The sequence below is a fragment of the Mycolicibacterium setense genome (assembly GCF_000805385.1).
Lineage (GTDB): Bacteria > Actinomycetota > Actinomycetes > Mycobacteriales > Mycobacteriaceae > Mycobacterium > Mycobacterium setense.
In genome coordinates this window covers 1,237,030-1,254,336 of record NZ_JTJW01000006.1, presented here as the reverse complement: position 1 = coordinate 1,254,336, position 17,307 = coordinate 1,237,030, and the positions used below count along the sequence as shown (strand labels likewise).

Genomic DNA, 17,307 nt, shown 5'->3' with positions numbered 1-17,307 from the left:
CGACTCCTGCGTGAGAGGCTACATCGGTTCGTGCGAGTGCGTCCCGTCTCCGGCGTGGTCGCCTACGGCGAGGCGCTCGTGCGCGGTGAGGAGCACGCGATCGAAGCGAGATTGGTCCAGCGTCTGATTAACCGTGGCCTGCAGATCGACGAGAAGCTGCTCGGCCAGTTGACGAAGTTTCACGTTATGCGTCTGCGACAGCCACCGAAGGACTCCGAACGCGACTTCCTCGTTGATGTCGTAGATGAGCATCATCATTCCCTTCACCTGCTCGATCCGCGCCCGGTTCGCTGTGATCTCAGCGACCCGCGCGCTGACGAGCGACTCCCGCCGCCGGGCTTCCGCCTCGCGGGCCAACTCAACCGGCGTCACGTCGAGGTACAACCCGGATGTGCCGATGACCTTGCCGTTCCCGTCGGTCAACCGATCGCCGATGATCAGCACCCAATGCACGCCGCCGGCGGTGTCGATGATGCGGTGACGACTACTCAGTGCGCCACGGTTGCTAACGATGGCGTCGATGGTCGCGGCGACATAGTCGCGATCTTCCGGATGCTTGTGCCGCAGGACGAGGTCGGTCGTGGGTGTCACGGTGCCCGGGGTATAGCCGTGCAACTCCTGCACTTCCGGCGACCATTCCCACCGCTGATCATCGAAATAGAAAGAGAACCACCCCATGCGATCCAGGCTCCCGTCCCGCCGAGTTGCATGCAGCCGCCCGGCGCAACCGCAAACCGGCGGCCGAACCCGCCATGGGTGCCTCCGACATCGGGGCATCGTGCAACGAGCCGAAGCAACGTCCCCACTACCGCGCATCACCTGACATACTTCGCGATCGGCCGATATCCAAGGCAGGCCCACGAATTGCCGGTTCGTAACTGAATAGATTGTGTTTCTATCTTAATCAACCACATTTGGGCTGTCCACAAATACAATGCCAAGCCAGCCTTCTCACGAAACCCGAAGGCGCATAGGCCGGGGCTCGATCGAGCGGATGGCGGTCCCGGTTCAGTGGCTGAGATCGACGCGTCGCCAAGCCTGGCCGCGGGCGCCGCGGGTGGCCTGCTGACCCGGTTCCAGGTTCAGTATTTCGATCAAGGTGGGATCCTCGTCGATGGCATGGTGTAGATGCCCGAATCGCCCGTCATCGGAATGGGCCGAGCCAGCAAGGTGCCATGTCCCGTTGGCGTGGTGGCAAACTCGCAGAATGGGCTCATGTTTGCCGAAGACGCCTGGGGTCTGAAAGGAGGGCGTCTGCATCAGCCAGTGCCGCATCCACCAGGCCCGACCGTCCTGTTCGGCGATGAAATCAACGAGCCACCATATGAACGGCAGGTCTTGATGGGCGCGGGCTTGGTCGGCTGTCAGATCCGGCCCACCCTGTGGGACCTGCTCAAAAGGCGCGTCAACCAGAGAGTACGCGGGTGAGCCGTCGTTGACGAAAACGACGGCATGGAAGGTTCCGCCGCCGGGGTTACCAGCACCGATTCCCACACTGATACGTGCTGCGTGTGGATCAGCACCCGTCGTCCAACCCAACGCATACGAGGCGAGTTCGCCTTGGGCGCCAATGAATTCACCGAATGATCGGCGGTCGATACCAGACGCATCCGGGGTGGGGACTTCCACCAGCCTGCCAGGGATCAATTGCATTCGCACCGATCGAGCTTAATCTGGACGCGGTGATCAGCGTTCACTGCGACCATGGCTCGCGCCCAAGGTCAGCAGCGCCGGGGGTAGCGTCGGCGGTCACTGCCGGATCGTTCGGTTGGGCACGCTATTCTCGCTGCGGCTGCCTTGGGCGGATGACGTCGGCGTTTGCGAACACCTCACCCAGCACCGTCTCAACGACTGCCATCTCGTTCTCGGACAGATCCGCACGCGCGGTGATCCGCAGTCGCGAGGTGCCCGCCGGAACCGACGGCGGTCGGAAGCAGCCGACATTCAGCCCTCGCCTCCAACAGGCTTGCGCCGCGGCGTAGGCGACGTCCGGCTCACCAAGCACGACCGGAACCACCGCCGATGGAGGCGCGTCGACGTGTGCTATCCGGGCGATGGTCGCGGCGTTGGCAAGCACCTGCGAAGCCATCTCGGGGTGCCTACGCAACACGCGCAGCGCCGCCAGCGCCGCACCGACTGCGGCCGGTGCCAATCCGGTATCGAAGATGAAGGTGCGTGCGGCGTTGATCAGGTGTGAACGCACCTTTTCGCTTCCCAGTACAGCACCGCCCTGTGCCGCTAGCGATTTCGATAGCGTTGCAGTAATCACCACGTCCGGTGTGCCAGCCAGGCCCACTTCGTGGACCAGGCCTCTACCCCCATGCCCACGTACACCGATCGCATGGGCCTCGTCGACAACGAGCACCGCGCCGTAGCGGCGTGCGTTGCTGTGCAGGTCATTCAGTGGGGCAAGGTCGCCATCGGTACTAAACACCGACTCGGTCACCACGAGGGCTTTGGCTTCAGTGCGGCTCGCGAGGAAACGCGCGACCGCAGCGGTGTCGTTGTGCGCCACGACCTGTAGCCGTGCCCGCGACAGACGGCAGCCGTCGATGATCGATGCGTGGTTGTGCGCATCGGAGATCACGAGAGTGTCCGCGTCGGCGAGGGCGGTGACTGCGGCCAGATTGGCAGCATATCCGGTCGCGAACACCAATCCTGCTTGCGCGCCGACGAACTCGGCCAACTCGCCTTCAAGCTGTTCATGATCGGTGGTGCTGCCGGTCACCAGCCGAGAACCAGTCGATCCGGTGCCCCACTTGTGCACCGCATCCACGGCTGCCGCGATCACGTCGGGGTGTTGTGTGAGCCCTAAGTAGTCGTTGGACGCCAGGTCGATCAGCCCGCTGTGAGGAACCCGTGGGCGCAACTGCCGATGCAATCCGTTCTGCAACCGGTGGTGGGCGACGGCCTCTAACCACGCGAGCGGGTCCTCGATGCTCATTCCGCGGACTCTACTTGAACAGTGTTCAAGTCGGTCAAATAGCAGGCTGTCCCTGTGGCTTGGAAGCATTTAGGGCCACCGCGCACGGTGCTAGCGACTAGCGCTGTCGCGAACGAGTCCCGTGAGGATCATGTCCAGGCCGGTATCGAACCGTTGGTCGCGGTCGCCAGTCACGATGGCGATGAGATCATCGGCGTCGGCGCGCCGATGATAGCCGCGTTCGGTGATCTGTCCGACCAAATCGACCCATTCACCACTGGCTTCGAGTTCGAGAAACGACTGTTCGTCGATGACGAATCCGATTGTATACGAACGCAACAACGCCGCGACGTGCCCTGAACTGTAATGGGGCAAAGCGACAGACTCCAGCAGTGTCCTCAGTGTCGCCGACAGCGCGAGCGTCGCCTCCAAGGGCGCGTAGGAGCCAGCAATGATGCGTCCGCCGTCACGGAACGCCAACATGGCGGCGCGCATGCGTCGGCAGCAGGTTTTTACCTGCTGCACTGACGAATCGGCGGTATCGATGTCGGATAGGTCGATCGTCGCGTAGACCGCGTCGGCCATCGCTCGCTGGAGGTCTTTTCGATCACGAAAATGCTTGTAAAGGGCGCTCGGGCTGACGTCTGCTGCGGTGGCCAACCGGCGCATGGTCAACGCGTCGATTCCGTGGTCACTCACGTACTGATGCGCGAGCGCCACCAGCGTCTCGCGCGTCCAACCCCGTTTCACCATCGCCACCCAGCCTAGATCGCCGGTGTTGACGATGATCTCAAGTCCACTTACCGTTTCAGGTGAACAATGTTCACCGGAGGCGGGAGGTTTACATGATCGAACACGACGTGCTCATCTCCGGCGCCGGGCCGACCGGGCTGATGCTGGCCGGTGAGCTGGCGCTGGCCGGAGTCGATGTCGCGGTGCTCGAACGCCGCACCGACCGCAACCTGGAGGGCTCTCGGGCCGGCGGGATGACGCCGCGCACGCTGGAAGTCCTTGACCAGCGCGGGATCGTCGATCGGTTCTTAGAAGAAGGGATGATTGGCCAAAATGGCCACTACTCCGGGATCTTCTTCGATGTGTCAGATCTGCCGACGCGGCACAATTATGGACTGGCGCTGCTGCAATACCGTGTCGAGAACATCCTTGCCGACTGGGTATCCGAACTCGGAGTCACGATCCACTACGGATGCGACGTGTCTGGCTTCACCCAAGACCTCGCAGGTGTTGATGTCACCGTGGCCAGCGGCGCGAAATTCCACGCTGCATACCTGGTGGGCTGCGACGGGGGACGCAGCCGCATCCGCAAAGCGACCGGCATCGCCTTCCAGGGATGGGGGGCATCGACGAGCTGTCTGGTCGCCGACGTCGAACTCACCGACACCCCACCTTGGGGACTACACCGGGACCCTACGTTTCACTCATTCTTTGTGTTCGACGGCGAAGACACCGTTCGAATCATGGTGACGGAACCCACGATCACCAACACCGACGAACCCACTCTGCGGGATGTCAGCGCCGCATTGATCGCGGCGCGCGGAACCGACTACGGGTTACGCAGTGCCGCCTGGGTTTCCCGATTCACCGACACCACCCGCCAAGCCACCACCTATCGTCAACGACGCGTGCTTCTAGCCGGTGACGCTGCCCATGTTCACTTTCCGATCGGTGGCCAAGGTCTCAACACCGGGATGCAGGACGCCGTGAACCTGGGCTGGAAACTGGGTCAGGTCATCAACGAGACCTCCGACCAGAGTCTGCTGGACTCCTATCAAACCGAGCGCCATCCAGTGGCCGAGCGCGTACTGCGCAACACCATGGCCCAAAGTGCCCTCAACGGACCAGGTCCCCGTGTCGAGGCGCTACGGGACACCATGACAGAGCTGCTCACCCTGGCCGAGCCCCGCGCCCAAATCGCGGCGATGATGTGCGGGCTGGACATTGGTTACGACTTTGGCGGCGCACACCCACTACTCGGCCGTCGCATGCCCGACCTCGACCTCCAAACTCCCGAAGGCCCAAGCCGACTCTTCGGCCTACTGCACGATGTCCGGGGGATACTCTTGTCGCTCGACCAGCGAATCGGCCTCGATATGACGCGGTGGGCGGCGCGGGTCTCGGTCGTCGACGCCCGCGCCGCTGACACCTGGGCAATCCCGGTTCTAGGCGAAATAGCCGCCCCGGCAGCTGTGTTGGTGCGCCCTGACGGCCATGTTGCGTGGACAGGCGATCACCGCGGGATCGGACTGGCAGAAGCGCTCAACACGTGGTTCGCCTAACTAGATCCATCACCGGGCTGGCGCAATCTCGCAACCAGTCCCGCCGCAACAGCTGAACCGAGGTGCCCCTGCGAACACCGATGTGGTGGGTACCAAAACTGGAGGGTGCAGCGGCGTAGGCCGATGGCACAACTAATGAAATAGCACGTCAACCAGTAACTTGAACAGTGTTCAATCGTGAGTTAGGTTGGCTCTCATGACGAGAGATCTGTTATCTACGTTGACGGAGAAGGCATTTCGAAAGGAGACGCCCACCCGCGACGAATCCCTAGCGTTACTCAGGGGCTCGGATGAGCTCATCGATGTGGTGGCCGCGGGGTCTCGAGTCCGCCGGGAGTTCTTCGGCAAGCGCGTCAAACTCAACACGATCGTGAACATGAAGAGCGGCCTATGCCCGGAAGACTGTGGCTATTGCTCGCAACGTCTCGGCTCGCAGGCCGAGGTACTCAAATACTCATGGATCGCTCCGGAGAAAGCAGCTCAGATCGCCGGCGGCGCCGTCGAAGCCGGCGCAAAACGTGTGTGCCTGGTCGCCAGTGGTCGCGGCCCCGGTGATCGCGACCTCACTCGCATCGAAAACACCATCGCCGCAATCAAACTCGATCATCCACAGGTCGAAGTCTGCGTGTGCCTCGGGCTGCTCAGCGACGGCCAGGCCGAACGTCTCGCGGCAGCGGGCGCACACGCCTACAGTCACAACCTCAACACCGCCGAGGACCGCTACGCCGAGATATGCACCACTCACGCATTCACCGACCGGGTAGACACGGTGCGCCGCGCCGCGGCCGCCGGACTGTCGCCGTGCTCCGGCGCCATTTTCGGAATGGGAGAATCTGATACGGATGTCGTCGATGTCGCCGTAGCACTGCGCAAACTGGACCCCGATTCGGTACCGGTGAATTTCCTCATTCCGTTTGACGGCACCCCGCTGGGCGATCACTGGGATCTCACCCCGGATCGCTGTCTTCGCATCTTGGCCCTATTCCGCTTCTTCTTCCCTGACGTCGAGGTCAGGCTCGCAGGCGGCCGCGAAATCCACCTGCGCACTCTGCAGCCTTTGGCACTGCATTTGGCCAACTCGATCTTCCTGGGCGACTACCTCACCAGCGAGGGCCAACCAGGCAATGACGACCGTCAGATGATCATTGACGCTGGCTTCACCATTGAAGGAGTCGATGAGCCGACGTTGCCTCGCGCCCGCCACGATCTGGTCGCCCTTCGACGCCGCGGAGCCGGAACAGCCCTGCCCTCCAATACCTGACGGCCTTGAACGTTGCGACGAACGGGAATCTCGCCGTGATGATGTGTGTAATCGGGCGAATTCAAACGGCCTCGGTTCATCCGCGACTGCGGCCCGATCACGCGGTTCGGGGTCACGTAGGGCGATACGAATTCCGATTGCGTCAAACGCCAGCGTCCCCGCCAGGGAGTTACACCGGACATACGCGGTGCACGTGATTCAGAGCTGTGAACCGCCGCCGTCGACAACCAACTCAGCGCCGGTTGTGTAGGTGGCGTCAAACAGCAGAAACACCACAGCCTTCGCAATCTCGTCGACCGATCCCATGCGCTGCATCGGGTTGTCGGCCGCCATCTGTGACTCGGTCTGTGCGGCTACCTCGGGTGGCATCGACTTAGCGAGGACACCGGAATCGATGGGCCCGGGACTGATGGCATTCACCCGAATTCCTTGCGGCAGCAGCTCACGTCCGAGTCCGCGTGCCATCGCGCGCACGGCAGCCTTGCCGGCCGAGTATGCGCTCAGCATCGGCAGTCCCAGTGTGTTTGCTACAGAGGTGGTGAGGACGACTCCGCTGCCTGGTGCGAGGTGGGGTGCGAGTTTCTGAACCGTGAAGTACGGACCTAGTGTGTTGATACTCAGCAGCTGCTCGAACATGTGCTTGCTGGTCTCGAGGAACGGTGCGAAGCCGCTGATGCCGGCATTGGCGAATAAGCCGTCGAGCGTGCCAAATTCACCTTTGACTCGCGTGGCAAGTGCCTCGATGTCCGGTAACGACGCGGCGTCGCTGCCTACGGCGATGGCCGCGTCGCCAAGACTTGCTTGCGCGGCGGCAAGTGCCTCCTGGTTCCGGCCGGTGATCATCACCCGGGCTCCACCGTCGGTCAGGAGGCGGGCCGTCGCCAGACCGAACCCGGTGCTACCTCCGGTGATGACGATGTTCCTGTCCCTGTACGGCTGCGAGGTGTCAGTCACTATTTCTCCGATGTTGTTGTTTACGTTCTGTCTTCGCGCCCATTTGAATACTCGTGTTCTTGTCGGGGGCGCACTGTCAGTGGACCTCGCGGCGCCAATTGGCGTCCAAGACCTGTTCGGCAACCGGCCATGCAGCAGATGCATCACACGAGGGACCTGAGGCGTCAGCGCATCAGCTGCTCGACCCGCCACCGAGAGGCGACCCCCAGTACCGTGAGCGTATGGCGGACAGTGCAGACGAAGGGCGTGAGGATTACGACGATCAGCCGTCAATCCCCGATCCGGTCCTCGATCTTGACCTACGGTTGGTCCGGTACTTCACCGTCGTCGCTGAGCACCTGAACTTCGGTCGGGCGGCAGAAGCTCTGCACGTTGCCCAGCCGTCGTTGAGCCGTCAAATCAAACGACTCGAAGCCGCACTGGGAGTCCGCCTGCTGGAGCGCACCCCGCACGGCAGCGTCCTCAGCGCTGCCGGCGCGGCATTTCTTCCACGGGCGCAAGGCCTTCTGGACATGGCTACTCAGGCGGCGTTGGCCGCCAGGGCCGCCGCGCCATCGCGGACCCTCACAGTCGGCTACCTCGAGGACCTCATGATCACTGCCGCAGTGCGTGATCTGCGGCGAAACCATCCCGATCTGCACGTCAGAACGCAACACCTCGACTGGGATGAGGCGAAGGCCCTGACCGACGGACGAGTCGACGTCTTGGTGGCCCGCACCCCGCTTCCGGTTCCTCCCGACGATCTGCGGGTGACGGTCCTTTACGACGAGCCTCGGGCGCTCCTCGTTCCCACAACCCATCGTCTTGCCGGAAAGGAATCGGTCCGCGCCGGCGACTTCGCTGACGAACCCCTCGTCGCTACTGCCGGCATGGCCGCAGCCTGGACCGGATTCTGGCGCCTACATCCTCGGCCAGACGGTGGCCCGGAGCCGGGTCCAATACTGGTGGACACATTCGAGGACAAGCTCGAGGTTGTCGCCGACGGACGGGCCGTCGCCCTGGTTCCAGCCGACGACCGTCGCAGCACATTGCGTGACGACCTCGTCACTATGCCCGTCGACGGCATCGAACCGTGCCAGGTCGCCGTCTTTACCCGGGCAGATGATCACAACCCCCTCGTTGAGGTCTTCGTAAAGTCCGCGCGAAGTACCCTCGTCAGGACACCTGTCGATCGCCAGTCTCCACAAGGGTGAGATGCGTACACGTCATACATGTTGCTGGTTTAACCGTTCGTTTAGCGGAGGCACCCGCGACCCCGGCAGCCGGGCCAGATGTTGATTGGGACGCGACGAGCTGCGCTGCTCTTGTCTCTGGTGTCTACTGTGGTATTGACTGTCGGCTGTGGCGCCGACTCGTCGCGGGCAACTGCTTCGGATGATCCGGTGACGACGCTTCCGGCGCCGGTCCATGTACCACCGTTCCCGTTGCCCAGCGAAATTCCGCCGGTGCCATTGCCGAGCTCCGTCCCCATCGTGCAGCTGCCGAACGAGATTCCGCGGGCGCCAATTCCGGCAGACGTACCGCTAGTGGAATTGCCTGCTGAGCTTCCCCGGATTCAACTTCCGTCCGCGATCCCTCCTATCCCCTTTCCGTGACCAAAGGGCAACGGCGCAGCACAATCCGTCACGGTGACGGATTGTGCTGCGCCGTAACGGGTTTAGGTGCCCCGCTCCTCGCGGGCGAATGCCTCGCCATCTGGTTGCCGTTGGCACCGCGCGGAGCCCTGCGCCGCAAACTCATCCTCCCGGCTCACACCGCAACCAGGCGGCCGGGCAGTCAACCGAGAAGGAGTCGGGCCGAGTCTCGTGACATCCTCATAGCGGGCGTCAGAGGCATGTGGTGAGAGATTGAGGAATCACGATGGCACAAGCTGACTGGACGGTCTTTCCCCGTAAGGGACTGGGCAAGCTCGAATTTGGCATGTCTCCAGTACAGGTTGACGCCCTGTCGGATACCTACGGCGCTGTCACCGGGCGGGGCAATGATCGAATCCCCGATGACATCCTGCGCGACACCCTGGCGACCTTCGGCGACGAAATGACCGCAGAGGAAAAGCAGGCTCTCATCGCCGCGTATGCAGAAAGTGGCCCTGCCCCTGACAGCGTGACCGAAACGCGTGGCAACCCGGGCCTTGTCTTGCGATACGAAGCTGACCGCCTCGTCGAGATCATGCCGGCCCAAAAGCAGCGCCCGCTGTTTCTCGATGGCACAGACATATTCGCACTGCGCGGCCTGGAGCCACTTGCGCTGCTGGAACGGCTCAACGAAGCCCCCGGACGGTACGCCGACACCGAAGCGGCCTTCGACAACCTCGCCATCTCGGTGGACGGATTCTGCGTCGCCGACCCGGCTACCGGTGTGCGCGCGTTGGACGAACCTGACGAGCGCTTCCAGGGACGCACGGTGACCTTACTGCCCAGCCCCTATCTGCCTGCGGGTGAGATGGGTCGGTTCATTCTCCATTCGGTGACCAGCACTCGCCCGTAATTCAGAACAGAATCGGATTGACGCACCCTATCGGTGCGTGAATTCGCTCTTGCGGGACATTCAGCGTTTGCACATCAGATCGACGTACGCGGTTGTATAGCGCACGAGATTGTTTACTCTGCCGGTGGGGCCCCGCTGCACCCACGAATGCTTGACGTCAGTGCCCTGGCGCACGGCGGTCACCGTGCATTGATCCATCGGCGCGTTGCCGACCTTGTTCAGGATCACCCGAAATCCCTGGGCCTCAAGCTCACTGATCGTCGCTTGTGCTGACGTCTGACCGGTCGGCGCCGCTGACGCAGTCGCAGGTACGGACAATCCCAGTAAGGCCGCAGCTGACGCGACGACAACGCACCCTGCGACTCTGCCGTTCGCCAATTTATTTCCCTTTCCGACTCTTATTCGGTGCACGCTCTATTTGGTGCACGGCCTTTTCATCGAGTTTAGCCAGGTTCGAATTTATGGCCAGGAATTCATACGTGACGCATAACTATCCCCATAGGAAACGCATTGCCGATTCATATGGATTGCCGACAACTCGACAAGATTTGGTGCGCCGACCGCGTCGTTACCTCTGCGATACTGGCGACCGTAAAGGCAAGCCGGGGAGGTCAGCGGTGCGGAGAACCGATGGCATCGCTGTGGCCTTGGCGATGTCGGTGATGACGGTCGCCGCCTGCACATCCGTGGAGGATGGGCACGCCGTCCGGGACCCGGCCCTCGCGGCCAATAGCGACGGGGCGATCGTTGCCGTCCTCGACCCGGGCAACTACCCCACCAAGCCCGTCGACCCGCTGGGGGCCGCGGGCGGTCGTGGTCACGTTGTCGAATCACAGCGGATGGCTGAGCATCTCGTTCTGCCTGGCGATGTCGAGAAGACCATCACGGCCCAGGGCAACCTCAATGGCCTCGGTACCGCCATACCGCTACCGACGGCCGCGCTTGTCGACGGATTCGTCACCAGCGACACACAACGGATCCTTGAATCGCACGGCTATGTCGCCGGGTTCGCCGCGCAGCGATTCGGGCCCACGAAGGCCATGACGGTGATGGTGGCCCGCTTTCCGGATGTGCCGACCGCGGCCGACGCAGCCCATCAGATGGCCGCGGTGCCCGCTCCACGCGGGTCACGCACCCCCTTCCCCATCCCCCGGCACCCTGAGGCGTTGGGCACCACCTTCGATGCGGGTGACGGCGCCCATTACGTCGAGAGCTACACCGCGCATGGCCCGTACGTCTTGTACCAGTTCGTCAACTCCCAGGAATCACTGGGCGTCGCCGCCGATCTCGCGGCCGCGACGTTGGACCGACAAGTGCCACGCATCGACGAGTTCACGCCGACAGACCCCGCAAGACTTGGCGATCTGCCGCTTGATCCCGATGGCCTGTATGCCGCGACGCTTCATCAGCAAAGCGACGCGAAAGACTTCACCCAAGGTGTCTACGGCCCGCACGGCGCGTTGGCCTACGAGGGCAGCACAGCGACCATGGGTGAGCTCTACACCCATACCGGCGTGGATGCCGTCGTGCGAGGAACCACGGTCGTGTACCAGACCAAAGATCCCGCCTCAGCGCGCCGGTTTACAGACGCCCTCGTCAAGGATGCCGATGGTGATCCGGAATTCAAACCGATACCGCCGGTGCCCGGACTGCCCCAATCACGTTGCTACGACGGCACAAGCGGCCGCGGCGGGCCTGAAAACAAGATGTTCCAATGTGTCGCCGGCGCGGGCCGCTATGCGTTCCGCGTCTTCTCCCGCCAGAAGCTCGACGTCGGCCAACGCACCGCTGCGCAATATCTGATGCTCAACTCACCGCGCTGACGCTCGATTCGACCGTAGGTGGCCGGCGAAGTGCCGTGTGCCAGAAGGCCTTCACCGAGTGTGTTCAACCCACAGCGACAGCTTGGCGCACCGGTTCGCTCCGGTAGCGCGATGCCGGACCGTCAATTCGCAGAATTCGCCACAGGATCTTGGCGATCGGGTTCATCAGGCCGGTGTCCTCGGCAAGCATCCTCACGTCGCCGTAGATCTCGCGCAGCATCGCCCGGGAATTGGGTGACCGCCAGTAGATGTCCTTCTTGACTGATCGCGGAACGTCGAACTCACGCCAGAAGGAGCGCGGAGGTTTGGCGATGAGCTTGGCTGCCAGCCGGAAGCTCAGCGGATACATGATCGACAGCCCAAATCGGTTGAACCGCCGCATCTCCGGGATTCGTCTACGCAGAAACTCGTGAGCGAATGAGATGTGTCGGGCTTCCTCGGCGACGTGGATCGCCATCACGCGCTCCATGATCGGGTGGACGTTGCCGCTCTCGCGCAGGATGGATTTCTGCAGGTGGTCGATCGGCTCCTCGCCACACAACACCATCATGAAGAAGAACGTCGGCATCGGACTCGCGAACAGCGGGGGTAGCCAATTGATCCATCTGAGCCACCGCACCAAACCCGGAGCGTCCACGCCTGTGTGGTTCACCAACTCCTGGAACATCAGGGTGTGGTTGCACTCCTCCACCGCCTCGTGCAGGCAGTACCGGTATTCGGGGCTGCCGTTGGGCACCCAGAACGTGTAATTCAGAATGCCCCGGATCAGCATGCTCTCGAATTGCAGGCCGGCCCTGGCGACGTTCGCCTGACGCCACATGCCGATCGCGATCTGCTTGTCCAGCGGCTGCGCCTGGTACCACGGGTTCGCGCCCATGGGGTCACTTCTGGGCAGCACCCAGCGCGGGTCATCCTCCGTCACCGTGAACTCCGGCGAATCCCACGGGATGTCCAAGTACGGATGGAAGTTGCGGTGCACCGATCCCTCTGACAGGGTTTCCAGCCTCGTGCAGTAGTCCGCGTCGTCGCTGACCTGCATCCCGTCCCGCCACCGACGGACCGCCTTCGTTAATGCCATGACGTCGCCACTCCTAGGCAAGATCAGCACCCGGGTCGATTTACCGGGACGCTGAGTCCCATTCATTGGTGGTATGAGACACCCTGTCCCATACGCCTGTCAAGGGTGCAGCGGGCGATCAGTCAGACTGCGCAGCATGTGGCGCGCGTCCGCTTGTGGGCCAAGTCAATGCGGAGGCGCGGGGCCAGACGCGGCCGCTATCACTTCACCAACCGTCTGGCCCCGATCGACGTGCAATCCGCTGCGGCGCGCCGCACCGTCGAGCATGTACCACGCAAAGTCGGCTACGTCACGCACAACCTGTGCCCTGCTCTGCACCGGCGACGGATCCGACAGCCATCGCGTGAAGGCGCCGTCGACCATCGCCACCACAGCAGACGGCAACGTTCGCAACGGTGCGTAATCGAGGCCGACCAACTGTGCGATTTCGGAGAGCAGCGCGTCGATAAGCCTCTCGAAGCGGCGACTGAGGCTCTGGACCGCGTCCGACTCCGGATTGTCGAAATCGGTCGGGCCGGTACCGAGAAAGGCATACCAGGCAGGGTGTTCGATCCGCCAATTAAGCAGCGAGCCAGCGGTTCTGGAGACGATCTCATCGATCGATCCCGTCGAGAAATCGAGGTTCGCCGCATACATGTCGAAGCACTGATCGAGAATGACCGTCCGAACGCGACAATCGAAGACTTCCCGGCTGTCGAACTGCCGGTAGAACACCGACCTGGACAGACCGGCCCGGTGGGCGATCTCCTCAACGCTCACATCGCGGCCAACCGGCTTCTCGTCCAACAGGGCTACCGCAGCCTCGACGAGACGGGCACGCCTGGCCGAATTGTGTTCAGCCCAACGTGCATCGTGGATCGGATGCGCCTCACCGGCGCGGTTATCGGAGGCAGTGGGAACGGCACCCACGTCGTCATCTCCACTTCCAGCATCGTGAAGCCCAGAAGGCTCTTGCCAGCGCTACGGGAATTCAGTGTTTCATGTGGAAACGCATTCCGTCTGTCCGATCCTGAACTCACCGGGATGGCCGCCAGGAATACGGCTCTCCTGGTGTCGAGCCGCGGCGTTCGACGTTCTGTCGCCGTTAGTGTGCAGTTATGGACGCGCGGGAGCCGGCGCATGGTGCGGACGTCGGAAGCGGTATCGCTGCGTCTTTGCTGACCAATGTGTCCGACCTCGCCGAGGACATGGCCCAATACATCGCCGAGCGAATACCGGAGGTTGGCGGCGACGCCGAGCTTCGCGGCCTGACCCTGGGATCGTGCTCGTCGAATCTCGAAGCGGTACTTTCGATGTTCCGTCATGGGATTGACGTAACGGCGGCCGAGGCGCCGGTGACCGCCCTCGAACACGCGCGAGTAATGGCATCACGAGGGCACAGCGTCGATGTGATGCTGAGGTTCTATCGGTTGGGCCACGAGTACTTCACCGACAAGCTCTCCGGCTGGCTGACTGACCAGATCGACGATCCCGCCGTCGCGCTGAGGACGTTTGTCGATCTCGAGCGGTACGGGTTTCGATACATCGACCGCATCTCCAGTCTGGTGGCTGCCGAGTATGTCGCCGAGCTCGATCGGCGCCAGAACCAGGCGAGGGCCGAGCGCGACGATGTCGTACGGGCACTGCTCGCCGGCGAACGGATCGACAACGCCCGGGCCGAACGCGTGCTGAGCCACCGGCTCACCGGTCGGCAGATCGGTTTCGCATGCTGGACCGATGACCGCGGTGTCGACCTAGAGGGACTCGCCCGGCAAGTAGGTCGGTCGCTCGGGTCCGCTCACTCCCTCGTCGTGACCGATGGCCCGCTCGGTGTGTGGGGGTGGGTATCGCTCACCGGGAGCCCGAGAACGCCACTGACAGGCATGGCAACGGAGTGGGCAGGCGGCGGCGAGAAGGTTCACATCGCGGTGGGCTCGCCGCATCCGGGGTCCGCCGGATTTCGCACCTCCCACCTCGAGGCTCTGCGTACGCGCCGGGTCATCGAACTGTCTGGGCGCGCGGCGCCATCGATCACTGAGTTCAGCGATATCGCCCTGGTGGACGCCATCTCGCGCGATCTGGATGCGGCGAGGGCATTCGTCGCCGCTCAGCTCGGCGATCTCGCACGTGATGCTGCGAAAGAGCGGGACGAGCGCACCACACTGCTGGCCGTTCTCGACGCGCAAGGCAGTCTGACGGCCGCCGCGCAGACCCTGGGCGTCCACAAGAACACGGTCCTGCAAAGGATGCGTCGCGCCGAGGACCGCAGGGGCCGGGCCGCGACGATCAAGGTCGCGGAACTGCACGCCGCCCTACTCGTCTGCGACGTGCTGGGGGCCTCGGTACTGCGCGAGCCGTAGCCTCACCGCCGGAGACCGAGCGCGCCGGGATGTGCTGACGGCACACCGGAGAGGGCTGAGAGGGCCTTGTTGGCCGACGTCGGCGGTTTATAGGTTTCGAGGCATCTCATCCCGAGCGCGAAGGACTCCGATGTTGACCACCGCTCAAGACTCCCGGCCCCCGGCACCCTCGCAGCATGCCTTGCCTGATCCGGGCGAGCGGGTACCTGCGCTGTCCTGGCCGATCGTCGGCATCTTCACCTTCGCGGTTGCACTCTTCAGCGCATCCACCTGGGCTGCCGTCACCGACGCACTGCCTGCGCTCGCCACCATCGCCGCGAGCGCCGCGGCGATCTTCATCCTGTTCACCGTGTTGCACGACGCCTCGCACTACTCGATCAGCTCACATCGCTGGGTCAACGTCGCCTTCGGCCGCGTCGCGATGTTCTTTGTCTCGCCACTGATCTCGTTCAAGTCGTTCTCCTTCATCCACATCGAGCACCACCGCAACACCAATGACGGTGACTCCGATCCTGATCACTTCGTCAGCGCCGCGCCCTGGTGGCAGCTGCCCATCCGCTTCCCGGCAATGGACGTGCCATACATCGGGTTCTTGATACGCAACCTGCGCCGGCGCCCACGGACCGAGATCTTGGAAACCGTTGCCCTGATGACGGTCTCGGTGACGGTGATCGTGGCGGCCGCCCTTACCGGGCAGCTGTGGACCCTCGCGCTGATCTACCTGATTCCCGAGCGGGTGGCGATGTTCGTGCTGGCTTGGTGGTTCGACTGGCTGCCCCACCATGACCTGGAAGACACCCAACGCGACAATCGCTATCGCGCGACACGCAACCGCGTCGGCTCAGAGTGGATCCTCACTCCCCTGCTCTTGTCGCAGAACTATCACCTGGTCCATCACCTGCACCCTTCCGTCCCGTTCTACCGCTACGTCGCGGCCTGGCGGCGCAACGAGGCTGCCTACCTCGAGCGCGACTCGGCAATGAGCACCGTCTTCGGGCAGCAGCTCGACGCCGCTCAGTACCACGAGTGGAAACGACTCAACGGCAAGCTCGCCGCGCTGCTCCCGGTACGAATGCCGCGATCGTCTGCGGCGCGCCACGCCAGTACCCACCCGATCCCGGTCAAACGCGTCGAGCCCCTGACCCCGGACAGCGTCAAGGTCACGTTCGACGTTCCCGATCACCTCCGCGACCAATTCCGGTTCCAGGCAGGCCAACATCTGACCGTCAAACACCGCATCGATGGGAAGGAGGTGCGACGAAACTACTCGATCTGCACCTCTGCCGCATCGGGAGAACTGGCCATCGGAGTTCGGCACATCGCCGGCGGGGTCTTCTCAACCTTCGCGGTCGAAACCCTGCGCGCCGGTGATGTTTTGGAGCTGATGACACCCACGGGTAGCTTCGGTGCACCCCTTGAACCACTGGCCCGGCGCGACTACGTCGCGGTGGCGGCCGGAAGCGGCATCACGCCGATCCTGTCGATCGTGCGCACCACCATGGAGATCGAAACCGAGAGCCGCTTCACCGTCTTCTACGGCAACCGCACCGCAGAGTCGACCATGTTCGCCGACGAACTCGACGAACTGGAAGCTCGATATGCCGACCGGTTACGCGTCATCCACATCCGCTCAGCCGAGGCGCACCACCCCGCCGCTCTTCGCGGCCGCATCGACCTGGCGATGGTCCGACGACTGCTCGCCGACGATCCCATCTCGATCGCGCGGTGGTACCTCTGCGGCCCAAGCGATCTCGTCATGACCATACACGAGGGCCTCATGACTGCCGGGCTGCCGACCGAGCGGATACATCTCGAACTGTTCCGCAGCACAAAGCAACCCGCACACATCGAAGGCTTCGTCGGGGCCGACGTGACCATCACGCTGTCCGGCGCGGCGCACACCGTGGAACTCGCCGCGGGTGAAACCATCCTCGAATCCGCCCTGAAGAACAACATCGACGCCCCATATGCCTGTCTCGGCGGCGCGTGTGGCACCTGCAAAGCCAAGATCAACACCGGAGCGGTGTCGATGGAGCAGAACTTTGCCCTCAACACTGCCGAGGTCGACGCCGGCTTCATCCTGACCTGCCAATCGCATCCGACGACCCCCACAGTCGCCGTCGACTACGACACCTGACGCGAGGGATA

At 63.1% G+C, this 17,307-nt stretch carries 15 protein-coding genes; 7 read left to right on the top strand and 8 right to left on the bottom strand.

Annotated elements, in window-relative coordinates:
* Positions 1-18: 18 nt before the first annotated feature.
* From QQ25_RS16660 to QQ25_RS29760, 4 genes are all read right to left on the bottom strand, one after another.
* Positions 19-678, bottom strand: coding sequence for a PAS and ANTAR domain-containing protein (locus QQ25_RS16660; protein WP_052235852.1), 660 nt, complete (start codon positions 676-678; stop codon positions 19-21).
* 330 nt (positions 679-1,008) lie between these two features.
* Positions 1,009-1,629, bottom strand: a complete 621-nt coding sequence (locus QQ25_RS16655) for a hypothetical protein (protein WP_201774234.1) — start codon at positions 1,627-1,629, stop codon at positions 1,009-1,011.
* Between the two features lie 148 nt (positions 1,630-1,777).
* The gene (locus QQ25_RS16650) at positions 1,778-2,944 is read right to left on the bottom strand and encodes an 8-amino-7-oxononanoate synthase (protein ID WP_039379635.1); all 1,167 of its coding nucleotides are present in this window, start codon (positions 2,942-2,944) and stop codon (positions 1,778-1,780) included.
* A gap of 90 nt (positions 2,945-3,034) precedes the next feature.
* Positions 3,035-3,676, bottom strand: coding sequence for a TetR/AcrR family transcriptional regulator (locus QQ25_RS29760; RefSeq protein WP_052235851.1), 642 nt, complete (start codon positions 3,674-3,676; stop codon positions 3,035-3,037).
* Between the two features lie 92 nt (positions 3,677-3,768).
* Here QQ25_RS29760 and QQ25_RS16640 point away from each other — a divergent pair, with 92 nt between their 5' ends.
* Positions 3,769-5,217 (top strand): FAD-dependent monooxygenase, encoded by a 1,449-nt coding sequence (locus tag QQ25_RS16640; protein ID WP_039379634.1) that lies wholly within the window; start codon positions 3,769-3,771, stop codon positions 5,215-5,217.
* 196 nt (positions 5,218-5,413) lie between these two features.
* Positions 5,414-6,478 (top strand): biotin synthase BioB, encoded by a 1,065-nt coding sequence (bioB, locus tag QQ25_RS16635; RefSeq protein ID WP_039379632.1) that lies wholly within the window; start codon positions 5,414-5,416, stop codon positions 6,476-6,478.
* A gap of 198 nt (positions 6,479-6,676) precedes the next feature.
* Here bioB and QQ25_RS16630 read toward each other — a convergent pair whose 3' ends face one another.
* Complete coding sequence (locus QQ25_RS16630) at positions 6,677-7,432, bottom strand: SDR family oxidoreductase (RefSeq protein WP_039379631.1); 756 nt, start codon at positions 7,430-7,432, stop codon at positions 6,677-6,679.
* A 221-nt stretch (positions 7,433-7,653) separates the two neighbouring features.
* On the opposite strand from QQ25_RS16630, the gene QQ25_RS16625 reads away from it, so the two are divergent.
* Entirely contained in the window at positions 7,654-8,625 is a 972-nt protein-coding gene (locus QQ25_RS16625; protein ID WP_052235850.1) for a LysR family transcriptional regulator, read from the top strand.
* 667 nt (positions 8,626-9,292) lie between these two features.
* Positions 9,293-9,919: a hypothetical protein gene (locus QQ25_RS16620; RefSeq protein WP_039379629.1), complete on the top strand. Its 627-nt coding sequence runs from the start codon at positions 9,293-9,295 to the stop codon at positions 9,917-9,919.
* 60 nt (positions 9,920-9,979) lie between these two features.
* On the opposite strand, the gene QQ25_RS31365 is transcribed toward QQ25_RS16620, so the two are convergent.
* The gene (locus tag QQ25_RS31365; RefSeq protein ID WP_234711918.1) at positions 9,980-10,147 is read right to left on the bottom strand and encodes a hypothetical protein; all 168 of its coding nucleotides are present in this window, start codon (positions 10,145-10,147) and stop codon (positions 9,980-9,982) included.
* A gap of 389 nt (positions 10,148-10,536) precedes the next feature.
* Here QQ25_RS31365 and QQ25_RS16610 point away from each other — a divergent pair, with 389 nt between their 5' ends.
* Positions 10,537-11,742 (top strand): DUF7373 family lipoprotein, encoded by a 1,206-nt coding sequence (locus QQ25_RS16610; protein WP_131546176.1) that lies wholly within the window; start codon positions 10,537-10,539, stop codon positions 11,740-11,742.
* Positions 11,743-11,806: 64 nt separating this feature from the next.
* Here QQ25_RS16610 and QQ25_RS16605 read toward each other — a convergent pair whose 3' ends face one another.
* A complete protein-coding gene (locus QQ25_RS16605) occupies positions 11,807-12,820 on the bottom strand; it encodes an AurF N-oxygenase family protein (RefSeq protein WP_082017541.1) in 1,014 nt (337 codons plus the stop codon).
* A 165-nt stretch (positions 12,821-12,985) separates the two neighbouring features.
* The gene (locus tag QQ25_RS16600; RefSeq protein ID WP_052235848.1) at positions 12,986-13,729 is read right to left on the bottom strand and encodes a TetR/AcrR family transcriptional regulator; all 744 of its coding nucleotides are present in this window, start codon (positions 13,727-13,729) and stop codon (positions 12,986-12,988) included.
* A 188-nt stretch (positions 13,730-13,917) separates the two neighbouring features.
* On the opposite strand from QQ25_RS16600, the gene QQ25_RS16595 reads away from it, so the two are divergent.
* Positions 13,918-15,159 carry a PucR family transcriptional regulator gene (locus tag QQ25_RS16595; protein ID WP_039379623.1) on the top strand — a complete coding sequence of 414 codons (1,242 nt, stop codon included), beginning with the start codon at positions 13,918-13,920 and terminating at the stop codon, positions 15,157-15,159.
* Positions 15,160-15,289: 130 nt separating this feature from the next.
* Entirely contained in the window at positions 15,290-17,296 is a 2,007-nt protein-coding gene (locus QQ25_RS16590; RefSeq protein WP_039379622.1) for a fatty acid desaturase, read from the top strand.
* Positions 17,297-17,307 lie beyond the last annotated feature (11 nt).